23 protein-coding genes are annotated in these 21,630 nt (G+C 68.5%); 5 read left to right on the forward strand and 18 right to left on the reverse strand.

The window, feature by feature from the left end; all coding sequences use genetic code 11:
- Positions 1-41 precede the first annotated feature (41 nt).
- The 5 genes from H587_RS0109370 (at position 42) to H587_RS0109390 (ending at position 6,436) form a co-directional block, all read left to right on the forward strand.
- Positions 42-1,286 (forward strand): restriction endonuclease subunit S, encoded by a 1,245-nt coding sequence (locus H587_RS0109370; protein ID WP_027176051.1) that lies wholly within the window; start codon positions 42-44, stop codon positions 1,284-1,286.
- Positions 1,283-4,297 (forward strand): type I restriction endonuclease subunit R, encoded by a 3,015-nt coding sequence (locus H587_RS0109375; RefSeq protein ID WP_027176052.1) that lies wholly within the window; start codon positions 1,283-1,285, stop codon positions 4,295-4,297. Before H587_RS0109370 ends, H587_RS0109375 begins: the two co-directional genes overlap by 4 nt.
- A gap of 167 nt (positions 4,298-4,464) precedes the next feature.
- On the forward strand, positions 4,465-4,767 hold the full coding sequence (locus H587_RS0109380; protein WP_027176053.1) for a type II toxin-antitoxin system HigB family toxin: 303 nt from the start codon (positions 4,465-4,467) through the stop codon (positions 4,765-4,767).
- Positions 4,764-6,017, forward strand: a complete 1,254-nt coding sequence (locus tag H587_RS0109385; protein WP_027176054.1) for a hypothetical protein — start codon at positions 4,764-4,766, stop codon at positions 6,015-6,017. Before H587_RS0109380 ends, H587_RS0109385 begins: the two co-directional genes overlap by 4 nt.
- Before the next feature lie 170 nt (positions 6,018-6,187).
- Positions 6,188-6,436, forward strand: a complete 249-nt coding sequence (locus tag H587_RS0109390) for a hypothetical protein (RefSeq protein WP_027176055.1) — start codon at positions 6,188-6,190, stop codon at positions 6,434-6,436.
- Between the two features lie 44 nt (positions 6,437-6,480).
- On the opposite strand, the gene H587_RS0109395 is transcribed toward H587_RS0109390, so the two are convergent.
- From H587_RS0109395 to H587_RS0109480, 18 genes are all read right to left on the reverse strand, one after another.
- Positions 6,481-6,837, reverse strand: coding sequence for a DUF2793 domain-containing protein (locus H587_RS0109395; RefSeq protein ID WP_027176056.1), 357 nt, complete (start codon positions 6,835-6,837; stop codon positions 6,481-6,483).
- The gene (locus tag H587_RS21250) at positions 6,837-9,836 is read right to left on the reverse strand and encodes a phage tail protein (protein WP_027176057.1); all 3,000 of its coding nucleotides are present in this window, start codon (positions 9,834-9,836) and stop codon (positions 6,837-6,839) included. The genes H587_RS0109395 and H587_RS21250 overlap by 1 nt, the downstream gene beginning before the upstream one ends.
- Complete coding sequence (locus tag H587_RS0109405) at positions 9,833-10,033, reverse strand: hypothetical protein (RefSeq protein WP_027176058.1); 201 nt, start codon at positions 10,031-10,033, stop codon at positions 9,833-9,835. Before H587_RS0109405 ends, H587_RS21250 begins: the two co-directional genes overlap by 4 nt.
- A complete protein-coding gene (locus tag H587_RS0109410; RefSeq protein WP_027176059.1) occupies positions 10,030-10,275 on the reverse strand; it encodes a hypothetical protein in 246 nt (81 codons plus the stop codon). Before H587_RS0109410 ends, H587_RS0109405 begins: the two co-directional genes overlap by 4 nt.
- Positions 10,276-10,284: 9 nt before the next feature.
- Positions 10,285-12,327: a phage BR0599 family protein gene (locus H587_RS19650; protein ID WP_027176060.1), complete on the reverse strand. Its 2,043-nt coding sequence runs from the start codon at positions 12,325-12,327 to the stop codon at positions 10,285-10,287.
- On the reverse strand, positions 12,324-13,472 hold the full coding sequence (locus H587_RS0109420; RefSeq protein WP_027176061.1) for a hypothetical protein: 1,149 nt from the start codon (positions 13,470-13,472) through the stop codon (positions 12,324-12,326). Before H587_RS0109420 ends, H587_RS19650 begins: the two co-directional genes overlap by 4 nt.
- Position 13,473: 1 nt before the next feature.
- Positions 13,474-16,266 carry a tape measure protein gene (locus tag H587_RS0109425; protein ID WP_027176062.1) on the reverse strand — a complete coding sequence of 931 codons (2,793 nt, stop codon included), beginning with the start codon at positions 16,264-16,266 and terminating at the stop codon, positions 13,474-13,476.
- A 3-nt stretch (positions 16,267-16,269) separates the two neighbouring features.
- Positions 16,270-16,590 carry a DUF1799 domain-containing protein gene (locus H587_RS18000; protein ID WP_034609017.1) on the reverse strand — a complete coding sequence of 107 codons (321 nt, stop codon included), beginning with the start codon at positions 16,588-16,590 and terminating at the stop codon, positions 16,270-16,272.
- Positions 16,591-16,607: 17 nt separating this feature from the next.
- Positions 16,608-16,886, reverse strand: coding sequence for a hypothetical protein (locus tag H587_RS0109435; protein WP_027176063.1), 279 nt, complete (start codon positions 16,884-16,886; stop codon positions 16,608-16,610).
- A gap of 3 nt (positions 16,887-16,889) precedes the next feature.
- On the reverse strand, positions 16,890-18,293 hold the full coding sequence (locus tag H587_RS0109440; RefSeq protein ID WP_027176064.1) for a phage tail tube protein: 1,404 nt from the start codon (positions 18,291-18,293) through the stop codon (positions 16,890-16,892).
- Positions 18,294-18,302: 9 nt separating this feature from the next.
- Positions 18,303-18,776, reverse strand: coding sequence for a hypothetical protein (locus H587_RS0109445; RefSeq protein ID WP_027176065.1), 474 nt, complete (start codon positions 18,774-18,776; stop codon positions 18,303-18,305).
- Complete coding sequence (locus H587_RS0109450) at positions 18,773-19,408, reverse strand: hypothetical protein (protein WP_027176066.1); 636 nt, start codon at positions 19,406-19,408, stop codon at positions 18,773-18,775. Before H587_RS0109450 ends, H587_RS0109445 begins: the two co-directional genes overlap by 4 nt.
- Positions 19,408-19,746: a hypothetical protein gene (locus H587_RS0109455; protein WP_027176067.1), complete on the reverse strand. Its 339-nt coding sequence runs from the start codon at positions 19,744-19,746 to the stop codon at positions 19,408-19,410. The genes H587_RS0109450 and H587_RS0109455 overlap by 1 nt, the downstream gene beginning before the upstream one ends.
- 10 nt (positions 19,747-19,756) lie before the next feature.
- Entirely contained in the window at positions 19,757-19,996 is a 240-nt protein-coding gene (locus H587_RS0109460; RefSeq protein ID WP_027176068.1) for a hypothetical protein, read from the reverse strand.
- Positions 19,993-20,454 (reverse strand): 3TM-type holin, encoded by a 462-nt coding sequence (locus H587_RS0109465; RefSeq protein WP_051202613.1) that lies wholly within the window; start codon positions 20,452-20,454, stop codon positions 19,993-19,995. Before H587_RS0109465 ends, H587_RS0109460 begins: the two co-directional genes overlap by 4 nt.
- On the reverse strand, positions 20,454-20,660 hold the full coding sequence (locus H587_RS0109470) for a hypothetical protein (protein ID WP_027176070.1): 207 nt from the start codon (positions 20,658-20,660) through the stop codon (positions 20,454-20,456). Before H587_RS0109470 ends, H587_RS0109465 begins: the two co-directional genes overlap by 1 nt.
- 2 nt (positions 20,661-20,662) lie before the next feature.
- Positions 20,663-21,157: a glycoside hydrolase family protein gene (locus H587_RS0109475; protein WP_051202614.1), complete on the reverse strand. Its 495-nt coding sequence runs from the start codon at positions 21,155-21,157 to the stop codon at positions 20,663-20,665.
- A 99-nt stretch (positions 21,158-21,256) separates the two neighbouring features.
- Positions 21,257-21,610: a DUF2190 family protein gene (locus H587_RS0109480; RefSeq protein WP_034609020.1), complete on the reverse strand. Its 354-nt coding sequence runs from the start codon at positions 21,608-21,610 to the stop codon at positions 21,257-21,259.
- Positions 21,611-21,630: the final 20 nt, after the last annotated feature.

The raw sequence follows: 21,630 nt of genomic DNA on the forward strand, positions 1-21,630 counted from the left end.
TTTGTGCAAGGGGTTGCTGCACAATTGCAGGGGGACGAGACATGAGCCGCATCGATGACCTCATCGCCAAACTGTGCCCCAAGGGGGTGGAGTTCAAGGAACTGGGCGAGCTTGGTGAACTTGTGCGCGGCAATGGGATGCCGAAATCCGACTTCGGAGATTCCGGGGTCGGATGCATACATTATGGACAGGTTTACACCCATTACGGGGTTTGGGCGAAGGAGACGATTTCTTATATTTCGGAGGAGAAGGCACAGAAGCTGGCCAAAGTTGACCCTGGTGATCTTATCATCACAAATACCAGCGAAAATGTCGAAGACGTGTGCAAGGCGGTCGCATGGCTCGGAGAAGCTCCGATTGTTACAGGTGGCCATGCGACGGTGCTGAAGCACGATCAAGACCCGAAATACCTTTCGTACTATCTGTGCACCTCATATTTCTTCGCAGAGAAAAAAAAATATGCGCTCGGCGCGAAAGTGGTTGACGTCTCGGCGAAAAATCTCGCAAAAATTAAGATTCCCGTCCCCCCTCTTGAGGTGCAGCGCGCGATCGTGAAGGTGCTGGACGCATTCACGGAGCTGGAGGCGGAGCTGGAGGCGGAGCTGGAGGCGCGTCGACGGCAGTACCAGTACTACCGCGACGCGCTCCTCAGCTTTGAGGGTGGCGAAGATGTGTTGGAGATGGCATTGGGTGACGTGATTACAGCGCTTAGAACAGGCCTGAATCCTCGTCAAAACTTCAATCTTAATCCGAACGATGCAAAAAATTGGTATGTTACGGTTAGAGAGTTAGACGGTTTTAATGTGCGCATCAGCGATAGAACTGATCGCGTTAATGATATTGGACTTGATTTGATACAGAATAGATCAAAACTTCAGATTGGTGATGTTTTATTTTCTGGAACAGGAACGATTGGTCGAACAGCGCTCATCACGGAAACTCCAACTAACTGGAACGTTAAAGAAGGTATCTATGTAATTACACCGAACGTTAATTATATAAATGCACGGTTTTTAGTGTATTTATTGCATTCAAGTAATACTCGTAATCAAATTCTTGCCCAAGCTGACGGGTCAACGGTAGTGAGCATCCCAATGGCAGCTTTGCGCAAGATTCGCATCCCAGTCCCGCCCCTGTCCGAGCAGGCCCGCATCGTGGCCATCCTCGATACATTCGACGCCCTGGTGAACGACTTGACCTCCGGTCTGCCCGCCGAGATCGCGGCCCGGCGCACGCAGTACGCGCACTATCGCGACCGTCTGCTCACCTTCAGGGAGGCCGCATGAGCGAGGGCCCCAAGCCGTTGCGCTACGAGCCCATCGCGCTCTCGGACGAGAGCACGGTGGTGGCGGAATTCGTGCCCGAGGCCGGGCGCGACGCGGCCTACCAGTCCGAGGCCGAGTTGGAGAAGGCCTTCATCCAGAGGCTGCGGGCGCAGGCCTACGAGCATCTGCGCATCGCCTCGGAGGCCGAGCTCGTCGACAATCTGCGCCGCCAGTTGGAGCGGCTCAACGCCATCGCCTTTTCCGACGCCGAATGGGAGCGCTTCTTTCGGGACCGCATCGCGGGGGCCAACGACGGCATCGTGGAGAAGACCGCGCGCATCCAGGAGGACCACGTCCAGATCCTCAAGCGCGACGACGGCACGACCAAGAACATCTCCCTCATCGACAAGCGGGACATCCACAACAACAGCCTGCAGGTCATCAACCAGTACGAGGCGGAAGGCAGGCGGGCCAACCGCTACGACGTGACCATCCTGGTCAACGGCCTGCCCCTGGCGCATGTGGAGCTCAAACGCCGGGGCGTGGACATCCGCGAAGCCTTCAACCAGATCGACCGCTACCAGCGGGACAGCTTTTGGGCGGGCTCGGGCCTGTTCGAGTACGTGCAGATCTTCGTCATCAGCAACGGCACGCTGACCAAGTACTACAGCAACACGGTGCGCGACGGGCATCTGGCCGAGCGGCGCGGCGGGCGCGGCGGCCAGAAGACCTCCAACAGCTTCGCCTTCACCAGCTGGTGGGCCGACGCCGCGAACCGGCCGATCACGGACCTGGACGGCTTCATCCGCACCTTCTTCGCCAAGCACACGCTGCTGCACATCCTGACCCGCTACTGCGTGTTCGACGTGGACCGCAAGCTCCTGGTCATGCGGCCGTATCAGATCGTGGCCGCGGAGCGCATCCTGCAGCGCATCGTCACGAGCACCAACCAGCGGCGGCTAGGCTGCATGGAGGCGGGCGGCTACATCTGGCACACCACGGGCTCCGGCAAGACGCTGACCAGCTTCAAGGCCGCGCAGCTGGCGCGGAACCTCCCGGCCATCGACAAGGTGCTGTTCGTGGTGGACCGCAAGGACCTGGACTACCAGACCATGCGCGAATACGAGCGCTTCGAGAAGGGCGCGGCCAACTCCAACACCTCCACCAAGGTGCTGCAAAGGCAGCTGGAAGACCCCAACGCGCGCATCATCATCACCACGATCCAGAAGCTGTCCCGCTTCGTGGCCGTGAACCGGCAGCACCCGGTCTATGACCAGCACGTGGTGGTCATCTTCGACGAGTGTCACCGCAGCCAGTTCGGGGACATGCACGCCGAGATCACCCGCATGTTCCGGCGCTATCACCTGTTCGGCTTCACCGGAACGCCGATCTTCGCCGACAACGCGGGCTCGGGCGGCGATCCGCTGCGGCGCACCACGGAACAGGCCTTCGGCGACAAGCTGCACACCTACACCATCGTGGACGCCATCGGGGACAAGAACGTGCTGCCGTTCCGCATCGACTACATCAGCACGATCAGGACGCAGCCGAACATCACGGACAAGAAGGTGTCGGCCATCGACACCGAGCGGGCCCTGCTCGACTCGGAGCGCATCGCCCAGATCGTGGGCTACATCCGCGAGCACTTCGACCAGAAGACTAGGCGCGCCACCAGCTACCGCCATGACGGCAAGCGCCTGAGCGGGTTCAATTCCCTGTTCGCCACCGCCTCCATCGAGGCCGCCAAGCGCTACTACGCGGAGTTCGCCGAGCAGCAGAAGGAGCTGCCTCCCGGCCGCCGCCTCAAGGTGGGCCTGATCTACAGCTTCGCCGCCAACGAGGGAGAGGGCGACACGCTGCCCGAAGAGGAATTCGAAGCCGCGGGGCTGGACCAGGGCTCACGCGATTTCCTGGAGGCGGCCATCCAGGACTACAACGCCATGTTCGGCACGAGCTACGATACCTCGGCGGACAGGTTCCAGAACTACTACAAGGACCTGTCGCTACGGCTGAAAAAACGGGAGCTGGATGTGGCCATCGTGGTCAACATGTTCCTGACCGGGTTCGACGCCACCACGCTCAACACCCTGTGGGCGGACAAGCCGTTGCGCGCGCACGGCCTGCTCCAGGCCTATTCGCGCACCAACCGCATCCTCAATTCCGTCAAGACCTACGGCAACATCGTCTCCTTCCGCGACCTGGAGCAGGAGACCAACGACGCCCTGGCGCTGTTCGGCAACAAGGACGCCAGGCGGACCGTGCTGCTCAAGCCCTACGCCGAGTATCACCAGGAGTACCGGGAGCTGGTCGCGGAGCTGGCCGGAACCTTCCCGCCGGACCGCCCCATCGTGGGAGAGGCGGCGCAAAAGGCGTTCATCAGGCTCTTCGGCGCCATCCTGCGCCTGCGGAACATCCTCGCGTCCTTCGATGAGTTCGTCGGCAACGAGCTCCTGACCGCGCGCGACTTCCAGGATTACCAGAGCCTGTACCTGAACCTGCACGCCGAGTTCCGCAACGTCTCGGAGGCGGAAAAGGAGTCCATCAACGACGACGTGGTCTTCGAGATCGAGTTGATCAAGCAGGTCGAGATCAACGTGGACTACATCCTCATGCTGGTGGAGCAATACCTGCGGGCCAAGGGGGCCGGAACGGACAAGGAAATCCGCGCGGCCATCGGGCGCGCGGTGGACTCCAGCCCCAGCCTGCGCAGCAAGAAGGATCTCATCGAGCAGTTCGTGGACGCCGTCTCCGCCTCCGCCAAGGTGGACGCCCAGTGGGTCGCCTTCGTCGCGGCCAAGAAGGCCGAGGAACTCGAGCGGATCATCGCCGACGAGGGGCTTCGCGCCGACGAGACCAGGGCGTTCGTGGAGAACGCCTTCCGCGACGGCGGCATTCCGGCCACCGGCACCGCGATCACCAAAATCCTGCCGCCGGTTTCACGGTTCAACAAGACCAACGACCACGCGACCAAGAAGAGAACCGTGCTGGACAAGCTGGCCGCGTTCTTCGAACGGTTCTTCGGACTGGCCTGAGGAGGAGCTCCCTCGTCGTCGGCATCCGTTGCGGAGGCTGCCCCTTCAGCGTCAAGCGCGAGCCGCCGCACCTCCATGAAATTCGTTCCCAAAACGAACCGCTCTATTTTTTATTTTTTGGGAACCATCACTTGACTTCTTTTTGGGAACGCATTAGTTCTTCGCACATGCGTGTGATCGCCAAAAAAACCCTCCGAGTTTTTTGGGAGAACCACCCGGACGCGGAGGGGCCGCTTCAGGCCTGGCATCACGAGCTGACAAAGGCCACGTGGAAAGACTGGACGGAAATGAAGAGGCGCTTTCCATCGGCGGACGCAGTAGGAGGGGATCGCTATGTTTTCAACATCAAGGGGAATACATACCGACTGGTGGCGGAAATCGCCTTCGCCTTCGGCATCGTGTTTGTCAAGTTCATAGGCACACACGCCGAATACGACCGGATTACCGCCAGGGAGGTGGAGCCCAAATGACGAACACCATCAAGATCATCAAAACGGAGGCCGCGAACAACAAAGCGTTGAAGCGCATTGAGCATCTCATGGGGACGGCGCGTCCCGGAACCCCGGAGGGCGATGAGCTCGAACTTTTGACCACGCTTGTGGAGCTGTATGAGAAGGAAAATGCTCCGATACTCCCGCCTTCGCCTGTTGAGGCCATCAGATTCCGCATGGATCAGATGGACCTGACCAACAGGGACTTGGTGCCGATTCTTGGCAGTAAGTCCCGGGTCTCCGAGGTGCTTTCCGGGAAGCGGCCTTTGACTTTGAGCATGATCCGGGCTCTCCGCAAGCATCTCGATATTCCCGCCGATGTGCTGGTGGATTCTCCCGAAGAACTGCCCCAAGAGCCCACGGGCATACAGTGGGAGAACTACCCTCTGAAAGAGCTTGTCCATCGAGGGTGGTTCCAGGGCCTCAAGCGTTGGAAAAAGGAGTTCTCCGCTCAAGCGGAAGAATGGATGCGGGATCTGCATGAACGTGCCGGGGGCGGCCCATTTTGCGCTCCTGCGGCCTGCTTCCGCAAGGGAAGCCGCAGAAACGCCAAGGCCGACTCCTACGCCCTGCATGCCTGGATTCTCTGCGTGAAGGCTAAGGCGACGCAAATCCTGCGGGAGCATCGCAGCGAACTCGGGACGTTTGAGCGGAACCGGCTTGACGATGACTTCTTCCGTGAGATCGTCCGGTTGAGCGTCCAGGAAAACGGCCCCAAGGTGGCCCAGAATCTCTTGAAGGTGTATGGAATCCTGCTGGTCATCGTCCCGCATTTCGACAAGACTTATTTGGACGGCGCGGCCATGCTCCTGGAGGACGGCACGCCCGTCATCGGTCTGACCCTGCGCCATGACCGCATCGACAACTTTTGGTTTTGCCTTCTGCACGAGCTGGCCCACGTCCGGGAGCACCTGCATCCGGACAACACGGACCTGGTCCTCGACGACCTGGACATCCACGTCGATGATGACGGGATAGAAAAACAGGCCGACATGATCGCGCGCGAGGCTGAACTCCCTGCTGATGTCTGGAAGAAAAGCAAGGCCTACCAGCTGCCGACGGCGCAAAACGTCCGGAGCTTGGCGAAAGCGCAGAAAATTCACCCGGCCATTGTGGCTGGACGGGCTCGTTTTGAGATAAAGAATTACAGGATGTTGTCCAAGCTTGTCGGATTCAAAACCGTTCGCGAGCTTTTCGCGAAGGAAATGCAAGGCCCAAGCGGGCATTAATATATACAAAGGCGAAGGCCGCCGTCTCAACTAGGAGAGCAGCGGCCCTTGGCATACGCGGAAACCGCGCACACGATGTCTGGTACACATTCGTTATGCGGCCTCCCTTGATATGTCAAGCTGCTCTCCCGCAAATGAAGACCCTCTGTGGGTCATGAAAGGAGCCCATCATGGGCTACAATCCGAAGCGTTCCTCTGCGGCCGTGGCGAGCCTTGCGGCTCAAGTTCTGCAGGACGGCAACTCCTCTGGGGTTCAGAGGCGGTTGGCCGGTTCCGTGCTGTCGCAGACGAACACGGGCAACCAGACTGGGGCGGAATTGGAAGGCTTGGCTTCGCGGGTTCTCCAGAGCGAAAAGTACAATGACCTGACCCAGGCCTTGGCTGGGTCGGTGCTTTCGCAATCCAATAAGGCCCGGTAGTCTGATCGACAACAAGGCCCCCGCTTCGGCGGGGGCCTTCCTTTTCACATCCCCACCCCGGCGGACCAGCCGGAAGGCTTGAAGACCGCGAGCTTCTCCTCGTCCTCGATGTAGGCCAGCCAGCCCGCGCGGGGCATGGCCGAGGCCCAGGCCGAGCCGGTCCAGACCACCACCCGGCCCTCCAGCCCGGCCCAGTCGCCCGAGGCGGACGCGGCCACGATGTAGGAATCCCCGGCCGCCGGGCCGGCGGGCGGGGCGGCCAGGTCACGGTCCCTGACCGAGAGGTGGAAGCCGAAGCGGCCCAGGGTGAGCAGGTTGGCGTCCATGGCCACGTTCCAGCCGGACTCGCCCAGGCCCCAGCCGTAGTTCAGGCCGCTGCGCGGCTCGACGGAAGCAGGCATCAGATCCCTCCGTAGAAGTTCCCGTACTGGAAGCCGTAGCCCGCGCGCGGGATCACGCGGTCATGGCGCTGGAGGCTCGCGAGCCCGTCGCGCACGGACTCCAGCTCGAAGCGCAGCCGCCCGTTGAGGCGGTAGGAACTCGCCGAGGGCTCGCGGGCGGCGTAATGGGCGGCCGCCTCCTCCGGGGTGAGCGCCCGGCCCACGTAGTAGGCCAGCTCGTCGAGGGTGCCCGCGACCCACTGGAGCGCCGGACGGCCCATGATGCAGATCGGATTCGCGGGCGCGTGGTCCAGGACCGAGGGCAGGGTCAGGCTCGTGTTCAGCACGCCGTTGATGAACATCTCCAGCTTCCAGACGTTGGGGCTCACCTGGCGGCGCTGGAACACGTAGTGCCGGTAGGCCCCGTCGTTGAGGCCGGTGGCGGCGGAGGTGAGCTCGTATCCGCCGCCCGACTGGTCCCGCATCTGGATGCGCCCGGCCGAGCTGTAGTTGGAGAAGATCGTGGGGCCCTGGTAGGGCGAGGGGTCGTAGAACTTGCCGAAGACCATGCCGTAGGCCGTGCCGGTGAACTTCAGCCAGCACTCGATGGCGTATTCCCCGGTTCCGGGGTTGAGCGAGGCATGGTGCGCGGCCTGGGCGCGGGAGCTCGTGCCGTCGAAGCGCACGGCCGTGTTTCCGGGCACGGCTCCGGCCTCGCCGAAGACCGGGTTGTTGGAACAGGCGGCGTCGTGGCCGTGGCCGGTGGAGTCCGCGAGGGTCGGACCGGCCGCCTCGCCCATGCGCCAGTAGGCCGTGGGACCGGCGGCCGCCACGACCTGGTCGTAGGTCCGGGTCTCCGGGTCCGGCAGGGCCAGCCCGCTGTCGGCCCGCTCCTCGGCCGGGGCGTAGTCCCAGCCCTCGGCATCGAGCCCCTGCACGGTGCGCAGGAGCGTGTCCGTCTCGCCGTAGATGCGCAGGGTGGAGGTGGTCCCCTGCTCCGGGGTGACGCCGTCCTCCTCCTGGGTCACCACGTAGGCGGTCTGCTGCACGCGGTTGCGGTGGGCCCAGGCCAGGGACAGCCCGACGGTTCCGGGGATGGCCGCGGGCCAGGCCTGGCCGTTCACGCGCAGCCGTCCCGGCGGATAGGGCCGGGCGAAGCGGCCCGCCAGGGTCACGGAGAGCTCCGGGGCCTCGGCCGGGGCCAGGGTCGCGCCCGGGGTCCGGGTCAGCACCCGGGCCTTCACGGTCTCGCCCGAGGCGTACTCCTCCCGGGGCAGGAGCGGCGAGGCGTCCAGCAGGGCCCGGGCCCCGGCCGGGTGCGGCGCGGGCAGGGTGTCCAGCACGCCCCGGGCCACGCCGAGCGCGCCGTTGTTCACGGACCGGACCAGGAGGATTTCGTTCTCCAGGAAGAGGAGCTGCCCGGGTTTGGCGGCCTCGAAGTCCGTCAGGTCCGCCAGCTGGATTTCGGTCTCCGCCGGGCCCACGGCCAGGGCCAGGACGCCGCCCGGGGTCCAGGCCCCGCCGAGGCCCTCGTCGGGGTCGTACCCCTGGCCCGCGTCGAACACGGCCTGGTACCCGGCGGAATCGGCCTGCGGCGCCGGGGCCAGGACCAGGAGCGCGGCCGAGTCCGGGCCGAATTCGTTGAGCAGGAACTGGTATTCGCCGGTGAGGTGCTTGATGACGTGCCAGTACGGGGCCTCCAGCAGGCGGGCCGCCGAGGCGGGCGCGGGCGCTCCGACCGGGCTGGTCCAGGGCACGGGCAGGGGCGGGGCCACGGTGGAGATCACGGGCTCGGCGAACACGTCCTGGGCGCAGGTGAGCCTGACCGTGCCGTCGGTGAGCGCGCCGTGGCTCACCGCCAACACGCGCAGGACCATGCGTTCGATGCAGTATTCCGGCCAGCGCCAGGCGAACACGTCGCCCGGCTTGAGGTTCCGGGCCGCGCGGGTGGCCACCAGGGTGGCCTGGCAGAGCGAGCCGGTGCGCTGGGCCAGCTCCCGGTCCGCCACGCGCTGGGCCAGCTCCGCGTGCCGGACGCCCGGGAAGTCCAGGGTCTCGGAGACCACGGAGCCCTGCATGTTCACGGCGGCCTGGTCGCGGGCGTAGACCGTGCGCTCCCGGTTCAGGTCGTCGCGCCAGAGCACCTTGACCTCGTTGGTGATCTCGCCCCAGCCCGGCCGGTAGTACTGCTCCACCCGGATGATCTCGTCCGGGCCCAGGAGCGCGAGCCCGGCCGGGTCGTAGTCCCCGCGCAGGAGCTTCAGGCCGATGCGGCCGCTGGACGGGATCTCGTAGAGCGTGGCGTCGATGTGTTCGAGCACGGACTGGATGAAGTCCTCGACGCTCGACTGGGCGTCCCAGAGCAGGGAGAGCCCGAGGCGTTCGGCGAAGAGGGTCGCGGCGGCGGCCGCGAAGCTCGGCAGGTCCAGGCCGCCGGGGTCCAGGCCCCGGCCCCAGTCCGCGTTGGTCAGGCACTCGTAGATCATGTGCGCGGGGTTCATGTCGAAGTCGGCGGCGGTCTCGGCCATGCCCTCGTAGGGCACGGCGGACTCGCCGATCTCGTCCCAGCGGACGTCGGCCGGGGCGAAGAGGGAGTCGGGCCGGGTGCGCACGGCGCGCACGCCCAGGGGCCGCATGTACGGGTTGTTGCCCCAGTAGGTCTGGCGGAAGACGAGCGAGGCCACGCCCCGGGCCGCGCTCATCAGGGGGGAGACCTTGGCCAGGAGGTACGGATGCCGGGGCTGGTAGGGGCCGCCGTTGAGGATGTTCACCACCCCGGAGACCCCGCCCTCGCTGTTGCTGAAGAGCGTGGGCGCGTCGAGCACGATGGAGCTGTCGCCGATGGACGGGTCGGGGCCGTCGGCGGTCCAGCGCCCGGTCTTCACGCCCTCCCAGCCGTACTTCTCGCCGAAGCGCAGGCCCAGGACCGCGTTGATCTCGTGGGCCAGGACCACGTGCAGGCCCCAGAAGTACTGGTAGCCGACGACGACGCTCTTGCCGCCCTTGCCGCCGCCGCTCATCGCCCGGCCTCCCGGCGGGCCAGGTCCAGGAGCTTGAGGGCCATGGCGTCGCCCGTGGCGGCCAGCTGTTCGCCCGGGGTGCCCTCATGGAGACATTGACGCCAGTCCAGGCCGTGGGCGGCGTAGAACGCGCGACAGCCCCGCAGGCAGTAGCCCAGGGCGCGCATGTGCCGGACGTGGACCCGGGGTTCGCTCATTTCTTGCCGCCTCCCTTGGATTTGATGGCCACGGTGCGCAGGTCGCCCCACCAGACCACGTTGGGGTTCTCGATGAGCCGGGAGCCGAAGAGCACGGGCACCGGGCGGCCCTCGGTGGCCGTGGGCACGTCGATGTCCGCCATGGTGGCGGGCTTGGCCCCCGGGTCGGACTTCGGCGAGCCGCGCAGAAAGGAGCCCAGGACCGCCACGGCCACCCAGGCCACGAGCCACCAGAAACCCACGGACGCCTCCTAGCAGACCGGATCGCCGGTCATGGGGTTTTTCCAGGGGATGAACGGCCAGCCCCCGAAGTTGGCGATGTTCCCGCGCGCGTCGCAGGTCTCCTTGGTCTTGTCGCAGCCCGCGCGCAGCGTGACGGGATCGCCCGCGCGGAGCCCGGGCAGGGCCCGGCGCAGCACGACGGCCTCCCCGGCGTGGGAGACGATCTCCCGGGCCCCGGCCGAGGTGGAGAGCAGCAGGCCCTTGGAGAAGAAGCCGTCGGGCTTGGACGAGAGCCCGCTCACGCGCAGGGTCGCGCCCTCCACGGCGAGCACGCTCCCGTCGAGTTCCCAGAGGCTGCCGTCCGGCCAGGAGGTGAAGGGGCGCGGCTCGTCCGGGCCCAGGCCCCGGCCCCGGAAGAAGAGCCGCCAGCCCGCGAGCCGGACCGCGCCGCCGACCCCGAGCACGGACCACCAGCGGTGGGCGCCGAAATCGGCGCAGGGGAGAAAGGTCTTCGCGTCGGCGAGGTTCGTGTCCAGGGCCACGTTCGTGACGCGCCAGAGCGCGCCGTCGTCGGACCAGTCGAGCTGCATCCGGCAGGGGGCCGCGCCGGCGGGCGCGACGAACAGGGCGGCGGCCACGTTGCGGGCCGGGCCCAGGTCGAGCACGAGGCGGCAGGCCTCGCCGGTGATCTCGCAGAAGGTGGACGGGTCCGCGTCGAGCACGTTCGAGGCCGGATGCCCGGCGGTCTCCGCCCCGGCCACGGAGAGGGTCCCGGCCAGAGGGGAGCAGTGGTGGTCCTGATACGGGCCGGGGGAGAAGAAGCGGAGCCCGGCCAGGCCGAAGGGCTCGGCCGAGGCCAAGGCCCAGCGGTCGTGCGCGCCCTGGCCCGGCCGGATGTGCAGGCCGAGCCAGGAGCCGCCCCAGGCGGGCAGTTCGGCGGCCAGGCCGCCGTCCAGGAGCTCCCCGCCCGGCGCGGCGGCCAGCATGGCCCGGGTCCAGGCCGCGCCGTCGTCGGAATGCTGGACAAAGAGCCGGATCGTCTCGCCGCTGACGCCCGCCCGCAGGGGAAAGACGGCCGCGAGGTCCAGCTCCGCCGGGGCCGCGAGGCGGATGCAGGCCCGGTAGACCCCGCCCTCGGGGGCGTACTGGACCGGGCCGAAGCCCTCCGCGTCCGGGTCGGGCAGCCCGGCCGGGTCCTCCCAGGCCGGGGCCGGAAGCCGCCCCGAGGGCGGGGTGTTGTTGAAGAGCGTCTCCGAGCCGGTGTAGTGGGCCACGCCGTCGGGGGTCTCAAAGCCCTGGATGACGATCCGGCGGCGCTGGAGGTCCGGGCACTCCCACCACTCCTCCTCCACGGACTGATAGCGGAGGACGCCCGCCTCGCCGCCCAGGGACTGCTCGCGGGTGAAGGTGTGGACGCAGCCGCCCGCGTCCTCGGTCCACTCCCCGCTCTTGTACCGGACCCAGTCCAGCTCCTCGGCGGGCGCGCTCACCTCGCCGTAGCTGCCGGTGTTCTCGTCCCAGATGTTCTCCGGCGGATATTCGGCGCTCGCCGCGCCGCTGTGGAAGTACTGGCCGGGCTCGAAGACGTGGCCGGACCCGGCGGCCACGGCGGTGTTCGGCTCGGAATAGTGGCCGTTGCTGTCCGGGGGCAGGCAGTGGCGGTCGCAGAAGTCGTGCGGGCAGGAGGGCGTGAACATGCGGCGCAGGCCCGGGGCCTTGATGGTCGTGAACACCGGCTCGCAGGTGAGCGTGGCGGTGATGCCCGCGAACTCGCAGCCGAGGATCCGGCCTTGCCAGACCACGTTCGCGCCGCCGTCCTCCAGGCGCAGGATCTTGAGGCGCACGACCCCGTCGGGCGTGCCCGTGGCGAAGAGCGCGGCCGGGCCGACGCCGATGGGCGCGGTGACCTTGTGCTCGGTGCGCGAGGCGTCGCCGGACTGCTCCGTGTCGCCCCGGGACAGGCCGGGCAGGACCGCGTAGACCTCCCCGCCGTGCTCCTGGGGCGCATCCGCCGAGGTGTAGCGCCAGACCGTGGAATAGAAGGTGAATTCATACAGCTCCACGGCGCTCATTGCCGGACCTCCCGCGCCCGGGTCTCCACCCGGCAGCAGCCCGCCCGCTCCCAGGAGAGCTCCACCCGGTCGGCGTCCAGCCGGGCCAGGGCGAGCCAGGAGACGCGCGCCGAAACAGGGATGGCGGGCAGGGCCTCGGTCACGGTCAGCTCCTCCAGGCCGCCGTCCAGGGCTCGGGCCGAGGACACCCGGCGGAGGACCGCGCCGTCCGGCGCGCGCAGGCAAAGCGCCCGGCGCGCGGGCGAGGCCAGGAGCTGGACGCAGGAGGCCGCCGCCACGGTGAGGACCGTGGCGCCCTGGGCCACGGGAGCGGCCAGGGCCAGGTCCGCCCGGCCCGTGGGCAGCCAGAACGCGGTGAGCCGCCCGGAGAGGCGGTGCAGGAAGCGGCGCAGCTCCAGGCTCTCCGCCGGGGTGTCCGCGCGCAGCCGCAGCGGGATGACGGAGGCCGTGGACTCGGAGTGGACCACCCGCCGCACGCCGCCGGTGCGGTTGTCCAGTTCCTCGGCCGCGCGCGAGCCCTGGCGCTCCATGCCCTCCGGGTCGCACCAGAGCCGTTGCGGGAAGAGCTCGGCGTGCTCCCAGACCGTCCAGGCCCGGCCCGGGTCCGGGGGCTCGGGGTCCAGGGCCGTGAACACGGCCGAGCCCAGGGAGCGCCCCGTGGGCAGGTCGCGACGGGTGAAGGCCAGGTCCATGCGGCAGGACAGCAGGGGCACGGCCTGGGCCCGGGGATAGCTCCCGGCCAGGGGCGCGGCCAGGGTCAGGCCGTCCGGGTCCACGGCCGCGATCTCCGCCTCTTCCCAGGATTCGGCGTGGCGGATCACCAGGGCCCGGCCGCCGGGCCGGAAGCCCGCCCCGGCCGTGTCGCAGTCCAGGCGCGAGACCCCGGCGGCCAGGGGGCCGAGGTCGCGCTGTCCCGGCCACCAGGGCAGGCCGCAGACCTGGTCCTGGGAGGTGTAGGACAGGGCCTCGAAGCGGGCGCGCTCGGCCGGGGTGCGCAGGTTGTATTCCATCTCCAGGACCACGCGCGGGCCGGTGCGCAGGGCTGAGCGGAGCTCCAGGCCGGAGCGCGCGGTCTGCACGTCGGTGAGCCACTCCAGGGCCTCCAGGTGCGGGGCCAGGGGGCGGAAGGGCCAGATCGCGGACATCCTACCTCCTCAGCACCTGGGGGTTCCGGCGGATGACGTTCAGGATGAGCTTCTCCCCGGAGGACGAGGAGAGGTAGTCCGCCACGATGTCGGGGTCCAGGGAGTTGACGATGCGGGTGTTCCCCCCGCGCTCCACGGCCTGGGTGAGCCGGTTCAGGGCCTGGGACAGGCCCGGGTCCCGGCCGCCGTCCATGGCCTTGATGCCGAGCTTGCCGCTGCTGGTTCGGGCGATGGGGAAGATGCCCTCCAGCCCGGCCTCCCCGGCCAGGCCCACGCCGCCGTTGGCGAAGGCCGTGACGTGGCGCTGGAAGCCGAAGACCGTGGGCCCGCCGAGCAGGCTCCCGGACAGGGCCGAGAGCTCCGGGGCCTGGACCACGTCGCCCTTGGCCGAGAAGAGGTCGGCCACGAAGGAGAACACGCCCCCGGCCTGGGAGGCGGACTTGCCCGAGAGCATCGAGGCCAGCGGGCCCAGGAGGTTCATCTGGGTCAGCTGGGAGAACAGGCTCTTGGCCGCCGACTGGAGCGTGTTCATGCCGATCTCGCCGTCGAAGACGAACTCCGTGAGCGCGGCGTCGGCGGTCTCGAAGGCCGTGCCCAGGGCGGCCTCCACCTGCCTGGCCGTGTTCGCGGCCGAATCGGCGTACTCGCGCAGGAAGCGGGTCATGCCGTCGGCGGCCTTGTGGGAGACGTCCAGCCGCTCCTGGGCGGCCCAGGTCTCCACGGCCACGGAGTCGGCCCCGGCGCGCCGGTAGGCCTCGGCCTGCCTGTCGATCTGCTCCAGCTTGGCGGCGGTCTCGCCCAGGACCACGGCGCGGAACTTCTCACTGAACTCGGTCTGAAGCTCCAGGTTCTCCTCGCCGGTCTTGCGGTCCAGGGCGCGGTCCAGCTCGCGGCGGCGCTTGCGGGCCGCGAACACGCCGTCCGGGTCGTAGGCCGAGGTCTCCTCGGGCTTGAGCCAGTGCCCGGCCTCCATGAACTTCGTGTGCGCGGCCTCCTTCTCCAGGCGGATGAGCTCGCGCAGGGCCGGATTGGCCGCCCCGACCTTCCGGGCCAGCTCGGCGTACTTGTTCTCGATCTTCACGGACTCCAGCTCGGACTCCGAGGCGGTCAGCTCCCGGGTGCGGGCCGCGATGTCGGCCATGGTCTCGGCGTACTGGCGGGCGTTCTTGCCGGCCTTTTCGTCGATGGCCGCGAGCTTGCCGGAGCGGACCTGGTCCAGGTCGCCCTTGAGCCGGGCGAACTCACGGGCCGACACGCTCCCGGACTCGCGGGCCCTGGTGAGCGTGCCCAGCACCGCCTGGTAGTCCTTCTCCACATCGGCGCGCAGGTTGTCGGCCAGGGTCTTGGTGTACTCCGAGGCCCGGGCCAGGGCGTCCTGGCGCACCCGCAGGGTCCGGTCGAACTCCCGCATGGCCTGCCCGCCGTCGCCCGCGTCCGCGCCGGTGAGCTTGCCGGAAGCGGCCACCACGGGGAGCCGGATGGAGGAGCGGTCCGGGGCCTCGGGCGTCGCGCGCGCGGCCTGGATCACGGCCGCGAACCCGGCCCCGAGCAGGTCGCCGCCGCGCAGGTTGCGCCACCAGCCGTCCTCGGAGTGCCGGGCGGAGAAGGCGTTGATCTCGCGCAGCACGTCCCGGGCCTCCTTGAGGGCCGTGACCCAGTTGCGCGTGGAGTCCGCGAGGAAGTCCGTCTTCACGGCCTCGGCCTTGAAATCCTGCCAGGCCGTGTCCACCCGGTTCAGCTCGGCCTGGAGCCCGCGCGCGGCCGAGGCGGCCGGGCCGGAAAACTGCTGGTGGATGAGCCGGGCGGTCTTGAGCACCGCGTCCAGGCCCACCTCGCCGCGCTGGAGCATGGCGTCCAGCTCGCGCGTGGTCACGCCGACGGCCTTGGCCATGAGCTGGAAGGTTCCGGGCAGGCGCTCGGCCAGCTGGGTTCTGAGCTCCTCGGCGCTGACCTTGCCCTTGGAGAGCATCTGGCCCAGGGCCAGGAACACGCCGTTCATGTCCTGGCGGGAGAGCTTGAGGGCCGTGCCCATCTCCGAGAAGGCCGTGAAGATCTCGCCCGCCTGCTCCTCGACCTCGGTTCCCCGGGCCGAGGCGAAGAACCTCTTGGCCGTCTCGGCGGTGTCGTAGAACGAGAGGCCCAGGCGGTCGGACTCCTGGCGCAGGAAGGCGAGCCTGGCCCGGGCCTGCTCCGCGCCGCCCTCGATGGCCGCGAAGGCCACCTCGATGTTCTCCTTGCGCAGGCCGGCCCCGGCCGCTCCCTTCACGGCCGCCTTCACGGCCGAGACAGCGGCGGCGACGCCGAACGCCCCGGCCAGCCCGGCCCCGCCGAGAGGCGGGAACGCGGAGAAGCCGCCCCGGCCGCCGTCCGCGCTGAAGCGCTTCATGGCCTCCCGGCTCACGTTCATCTGCGTGGCCAGGGCCCGGACTTCGGCGCGGGTCAGCCCGGCCGCGCGCTGGATGTTGCGCAGGGCCTGGACCGCCCGGTTGTCGGCGAATTTCTTTTGCAGGTCGGCGTAGACGGTTCCCGTGAGCCCGAGCTGCCGGGCCGCGTCGCCGGATCGCGCCGCCAGCTCACGCATGGTGTTCGCCTGGCCCAGGCCGCTGGCGCGGACCTGGGCCAGGCTGTTCAGCATGGAGCGGCCGGAGCGGAGGGAGCTCTTTTCCAGGTCCAGGAAGGCGCGGTCCACGTCCTGGAATCCGCGCATGAGGCGTTGCGACGACAGGTTCACCTGGCCGAAGACCTTGGAGGCCTCGTCCTTGGCGGTGACGATGATCCTGGTTTCAGCGGCCATGCCTCAGCTCCCCTTCCCTTTGGCGGCCCTGGCCAGCTCGAAGCGCTCCAGGGCCTGGATCTTGTCGAAGCAGTGCGGGTCCAGGTCCACCGGCGGCCGCAGCAGCCCGGCCACCAGGGCCAGGGCCGCGTAGTCCAGGCCGACGAGGCCGAAGCCGGCGGAACGCCACTGGGTTCCGGCGGCCAGCCAGAGCCGCATGGCGTCCCGGTTTTCCGGTTTGAGGTCCGGGCCCTTGGCGCAGGGGCACGTCGCGCAGGGAGGCGGATCGTCCGGGGCGCGTCCGGATGCGCACGTCCCGCAGTAGCCCAGCCGCTTGGGGTCCACGCTCCAGGCCCAGACCTCTAGGAGTTTTTTTCCTCCTCCTCGATCCTGTTGCCGTTGGAGAGGTCCATGGTGCCGTAATAGACCTGCATGACGTCCGCGCTGGAGCTCTTCAGAGCGGCGAAACCCTTCTCGCCGTAGTGCTCGGAGAGCAGCTTGCGGATCGCGGCGCGGCGCTTCACGGGATCGTTGAAGTCCGCCGTGAGCACCGTCTCGATGAACTCGCCGTGCACGTCCCAGGGCAGGGACTTGAGCTTGAACTTCCTGCCCGACTCCTTGAGCGTGATCTCGTAGCCCATGGCTCACTCCGTCCAGGTCTTGATCTCGTTGCGCTGGGTGATGACCAGCGAGGATTCGGCCGCGTTGACGTCCCGGAAACAGGTGATGGTGTAGGTCTCCTTGACCCCCTGGGGCCCCTCGATGGGCGGGGTGGCCCGGGACAGCTCGGCCTCGGGGAACAGCAGGCCGAGGGCGTAGCCGCCGTTGACCAGGCGCAGGCCCACGGCCAGGCGCGTCTGGAGCAGGGCCTTGTCCGCGTAGGACGTGTCCTTGAACAGCCCGGTGAGGGTGCCGCCGGACTCCATGGCGCCGCGGGAGATGTCGCCGAGCCGGCCCTGGTCGCCGATGGTGAACTCCCCGGCCTGGTTCAGGTTGAGGGTCAGGGCCAGCTCGGTGAACCGGCCCCTGACATCGACGCCGTCCACGCTCAGGGAGGCGTGGAACTGGCTGAACTTGTGCAGGGGGAAGCGCACGGGGGCCGGGTCCATGAGGGCCGGGGGCGCGCTCTCGCCCGCGCCCAGCTCGGTCATGGCGGCGATGATCTCGCCGGAGCCGCCGATGGTCAGCTTGCACTGGTTGGCCTTGACCCCGCCGTTGCGGAACACGGCCGGGATGCTGGGGAACTCCCGTTCAAAGGCCGCGCTCTGGGTCTGGGCGTTGGTCACCTTGTAGACGTGGTCCCAGAACCGGGCCGTGACGGTCTCGTCCCCGTTCAGGGCCTCGGCGGTGAAGGCCGCCGCGATGACGATCTCGGCCGCGCTCGTGCCGCGCTTGAGCGTGTATGTGCCGTCGTAGTTCGTGGTGCCCGCCACGGTGATCTCCGCGCCCACGGGCAGGCCGTGTCCGGCGCGGGGCAGGCCCACCAGGCCGCCGCCCTTGTCCGTCACGGCCCCGGCGTCCAGGGTGATCCGGCGGGCCAGGGTCACGGTGTCCGTGTCGGCCACGACCTCGGCCGTGTACGGGGCCAGGATGACCAGCTCGTCGGGCCCGGTCTCGGGCTGGAGGATGTGGGCCCCGTCGTAGTGCGTGGTTCCCTCGATGACCACGGGCGCGCCCTTGGCCAGGCCGTGGGCCGGGCACGGGATGCCCACCTTGCCCGAGCCCTTGTCGGCCACGGCCCCGTTGGCCAGGGCCTTGGCCGCCACCACGGTGGAGACGGGGAGCAGGAACATGTGCCGCAGATGCAGGCCGAAGGAATGGGCGTCCACGGGCACGTTGATGTCGCCGGACACGTTCAGGTTGCCCCGGTCCGGGGCCGTGGCGTCCACATGGCCGGAGAGCACCTTGGAGGCGCTCTGTTCCTGCTGCCCGGCCAGCTTGTTGTCCGTGACCGGGATGACGTAGCCCTTCACGACCGCCGGAAGCGCGTTGAAGGACTCCTCGAAGGCCATGTAGGTTCTGGTGAGACTGCCGCTTTCCTGGGTCATGGATTCCTCCTAGAAGCCGCCGATGGTGTTCTCGGCGGTCACGGTGATGAAGACGTGCCTCTCGAAGTAGTTCTCGCCCGGCTGGGCGGTCTCGGATTCCCAGACCGCCGGACGGTAGGCGCTGTCCATGAGGACCTGGAGCGCGCGGGCCTCGAACTCCGCCGCGCTGCGGTAGCCCCGGAACACCCGGCCGCGCCCGCCCACGCTCTCCACCGCCCCGTCCTCCAGGCCCAGGGCCAGCATGAGCCGGTACTCGATGCGCTCGCCCTCGGCGGCGGACAGGTCCGGGCCGTCCTTGGTCTGCATGGGGACCACGACCACGAAGGGCGCGTCGGGCTCGCCCTGGAGGTTGAAGGGATCGGTGCCGAGCTGGATCGAGGGCTCCCTGCCGAAACGCTCCAGGCAGAAGGCGTTGAGCGCCACGCCGGAGAGCAGGGCCTCGAACCAGGCCTCGGCCACGGTCTGGGCTTCGGCGCGGATCATGCGGCCAGCCTCCTTTCGCGCATGTACTTTTGGATCCGGGCCTCGATGCGCGGGCCGAACTTCTGTTTCAAGGCGTCGTAGACCGGCCGGATCACGGGCCGGGCCGGGGCCGCGATCTCGCCCTTGCCGCCCAGGCGGTAGCCCTCGCGGATGAACTTGCGGCGCATGGAGGCCGTGACCCTGGTGCGGAAGCCCGCCTGGAGCTTTCCGGCCAGGCGCGCGGCCGCCTTGGACAGCCAGCCCGTGCTGACCTGGAACTTGTAGTCCTCGGCCAGGTAGCCCACGGCCCGCTCCAGGTCCCCGAAGGGCTGCTCCGGCAAGGCGGACCGGGCCCAGGAGCCGGACTTCTCCCGCCGGGACAGGGTCAGGGGGACGCGCGGCGGCCAGCCCGCGTAGGGCCGCCCGCCGTGGCGCAGCGCGCCCTTGACCGCGGCCCGCAGCCAGTAGCCCAGGGAGCTCAGGGCCTTGTTCAGCTCCTCCGGGAAATCACGCACGAGCGCCGCCAGCGCCGGGACCGAGGCGTCCGTGACCTGGAACCGGGTGCCGAAGCGCGAGGCCCGGTCCAGCACCACGGGATAGGAGCGGCCCTTGGCCGTGCGGATGCGGCCGATGACGGTGAACTCTTCGGACATCAGTACTTCCCTCGCTGCTGGGCGGCGGCGCGGCAGACCCGCCACAGGGGCGCGGACGGCAGGGAGCGCGGCTCGGGCAGGACCTGCCGCACGCCGTACTCCCGGCCGGACCAGAGGATGAGATCGCCCCGGGCCGGGTCGGCCTGGGAGGCGTCGAACCGGAACTCCGCGTGCTCGGCCACGTGGTTGAAGACAGGCCCGGGCCAGCCGGGCGGCGGCGGGCAGAGCCCGTGGTCCGTGACCACGGCCCGCAACGGGGTCTCCGCCCCGCCGCGCCTGAGGACCACCGCCTCGCCCTGCGCGGCCAGGATGGCCGCGGCCGCGCCGCCGAAGTTCATCTGGCGGCCCCTACTTCCCGTTGAACAGGGGTACGAATTTGGCGATGATCCCGCCCATGGTGGCCGCCGCGCCCATCATGAGGGCGAGCACGGCCGCGCCGCCCTTGCGGCGCTGTTCCAGGGCCTGGAGCGCATCCACGTCCTCTTCCAGGGCCTTGATCCGTTCGCTGCGCTCGTCGTCCCGGGCGAAATGCGCCTTGAGCATCTCCTCCAGCCTGGCCAGCGTGACTTCCACGGATTCCCTGCTCACCGCGCCACCCCCTCCTTCTTTTCCCAGCTCCGCGTGACCGCGAGGCCGAGCATGCCGAGGATGAGCTCCATGATCGTGCCCGACAGCTCCACGGGATAGGCGGGCAGGACCACGGCCTGGATGTCCGGGGCGTTGGCCATGATGGCGATGCACTGCCAGGACCAGAGCACCGCGCCCATGACGTGCTTGGGCAGGTAGTAGGAGGCCAGGGCCAGCCCGCCGATCCAGCCCAGGAAGGGCCGCCAACCGGCAACGAACACGGACTTGTGCGCGGCCTCGGCCAGGTTCGTCATGATCTGCATGACGTAGGGCTTCTGCCTGAGCTCCTCGAGCTCCGCCTGCGCCTTGGCCCGTTCCTCGTCCGAGGTGAACAGCTTGTCGGCGGCCGAGCCGACGGCGTTCACCACGGAGGACGCTCCGCCCGTGAAGATCCTGCCGATGACGGACATGAGACCCATCACGCCACCCCGTTGCGCAGGAAGACCCAGGCCGCGGCCGCCAGGACGAAGAGCAGGGCCACGCCCGCGCCGGTCACGGCCCCGAACCAGAACCTGTCGAAGAGCAGCCAGCCGCAGAGCCCGCCGAGGCCGGAACAGACGAACGTCACCGCCGCCAGGGCCAGGGCGAAGGCCAGAAGCAGGGCGTTGCCGAAGCCCGCGTCCATGTTCAGCCCTCCCAGCGGTTGTCGGCCATCTGCCGGGCCAGACGCCGGGCCCGGCCGCCCACCTGCTTGGCCCAGAGCGAGTCGAGCATCTCGTCGGCGGCGCGGGGATAGTCGCCCGTGCGCATGGCGTGCAGGGCCCGGGCGAAACCGGCCACCTTGGCCGCGCCCATGTTGAAGACCATGTCCCAGAGCACGGCCTGGCGCGGCGGGTCCAGGTGCGCGGCCCAGGGCCAGCGCCGGAGCATGTCGGAACGGGCGTCCAGGAGGTCCGCGACGAGCAGGCGGTCGGCCTGCTCGCGGGTGATGGCCGCGCCGACCTCGCAGGGGATGCCGGGCACGGGCCGGGCCTCCAGGTTGTGGCCCCAGCCGATGGTCACGTGTCCCGTGGGGCAGCGGTAGGCCTGGAGGCGCAGGCCCTCGGATGCGGTGATCTGGTCCACCAGCCCGGCCGGGATGCCTTCGGCTTCCGCCCTGGCGTGGAGGCTCGACTTGTCCATGCTCGGCCGTCCTTCGCGGTTGGCTCCTCCCTGTTCGCGGGGGCCCGGCCCGACCGCCGGACCGGACCCCCGCCGCACAAGGGAGGAGGGGTTGGGGGATCAGACGTTGAGCTTGATCTGAACCGTGGGCGCGTTGTCGGCGGCCCCGGCGAAGGCCGCTCCGGCGGCGAGGTTGTCCGTGGCCGTGGTGGTCAGGGCCCCGCTTCCGGCCGCGCCGGAAACCGGGCTGCCGTCCGCGTCCCAGTAGAGCTTCGCGCCCTGGGGCACGGCTCCGGCGGCCTTGCGGACCTCGAAGACCTCGCTGATGGCCACGCTTCCGGAACCGCCGTCCGGGATCTCCCGCACGGCCAGGCCGAACAGCGCGCCGATCACCACGGGCTCACCCGAGGGGATGGCCTTGCCCGTGGCGTTCTCGTACTTGAGCACCTTTCCTTCGCAGACGTGGTTGAGCATGGGCTCTCTCCTTCGCGCTC

Source organism: Desulfovibrio aminophilus DSM 12254, assembly GCF_000422565.1.
GTDB lineage: Bacteria > Desulfobacterota > Desulfovibrionia > Desulfovibrionales > Desulfovibrionaceae > Aminidesulfovibrio > Aminidesulfovibrio aminophilus.

Coding starts and splice junctions, on each gene's coding strand:
- H587_RS0109370 (WP_027176051.1), top strand. CDS start 42: ATGAGCCGCATCGATGACCTCATCGCCAAACTGTGCCCCAAGGGGGTG.
- H587_RS0109375 (WP_027176052.1), top strand. CDS start 1,283: ATGAGCGAGGGCCCCAAGCCGTTGCGCTACGAGCCCATCGCGCTCTCG.
- H587_RS0109380 (WP_027176053.1), top strand. CDS start 4,465: ATGCGTGTGATCGCCAAAAAAACCCTCCGAGTTTTTTGGGAGAACCAC.
- H587_RS0109385 (WP_027176054.1), top strand. CDS start 4,764: ATGACGAACACCATCAAGATCATCAAAACGGAGGCCGCGAACAACAAA.
- H587_RS0109390 (WP_027176055.1), top strand. CDS start 6,188: ATGGGCTACAATCCGAAGCGTTCCTCTGCGGCCGTGGCGAGCCTTGCG.
- H587_RS0109395 (WP_027176056.1), bottom strand. CDS start 6,837: ATGCCTGCTTCCGTCGAGCCGCGCAGCGGCCTGAACTACGGCTGGGGC.
- H587_RS21250 (WP_027176057.1), bottom strand. CDS start 9,836: ATGAGCGGCGGCGGCAAGGGCGGCAAGAGCGTCGTCGTCGGCTACCAG.
- H587_RS0109405 (WP_027176058.1), bottom strand. CDS start 10,033: ATGAGCGAACCCCGGGTCCACGTCCGGCACATGCGCGCCCTGGGCTAC.
- H587_RS19650 (WP_027176060.1), bottom strand. CDS start 12,327: ATGAGCGCCGTGGAGCTGTATGAATTCACCTTCTATTCCACGGTCTGG.
- H587_RS0109420 (WP_027176061.1), bottom strand. CDS start 13,472: ATGTCCGCGATCTGGCCCTTCCGCCCCCTGGCCCCGCACCTGGAGGCC.
- H587_RS0109425 (WP_027176062.1), bottom strand. CDS start 16,266: ATGGCCGCTGAAACCAGGATCATCGTCACCGCCAAGGACGAGGCCTCC.
- H587_RS0109435 (WP_027176063.1), bottom strand. CDS start 16,886: ATGGGCTACGAGATCACGCTCAAGGAGTCGGGCAGGAAGTTCAAGCTC.
- H587_RS0109440 (WP_027176064.1), bottom strand. CDS start 18,293: ATGACCCAGGAAAGCGGCAGTCTCACCAGAACCTACATGGCCTTCGAG.
- H587_RS0109445 (WP_027176065.1), bottom strand. CDS start 18,776: ATGATCCGCGCCGAAGCCCAGACCGTGGCCGAGGCCTGGTTCGAGGCC.
- H587_RS0109450 (WP_027176066.1), bottom strand. CDS start 19,408: ATGTCCGAAGAGTTCACCGTCATCGGCCGCATCCGCACGGCCAAGGGC.
- H587_RS0109455 (WP_027176067.1), bottom strand. CDS start 19,746: ATGAACTTCGGCGGCGCGGCCGCGGCCATCCTGGCCGCGCAGGGCGAG.
- H587_RS0109465 (WP_051202613.1), bottom strand. CDS start 20,454: ATGGGTCTCATGTCCGTCATCGGCAGGATCTTCACGGGCGGAGCGTCC.
- H587_RS0109470 (WP_027176070.1), bottom strand. CDS start 20,660: ATGGACGCGGGCTTCGGCAACGCCCTGCTTCTGGCCTTCGCCCTGGCC.
- H587_RS0109475 (WP_051202614.1), bottom strand. CDS start 21,157: ATGGACAAGTCGAGCCTCCACGCCAGGGCGGAAGCCGAAGGCATCCCG.
- H587_RS0109480 (WP_034609020.1), bottom strand. CDS start 21,610: ATGCTCAACCACGTCTGCGAAGGAAAGGTGCTCAAGTACGAGAACGCC.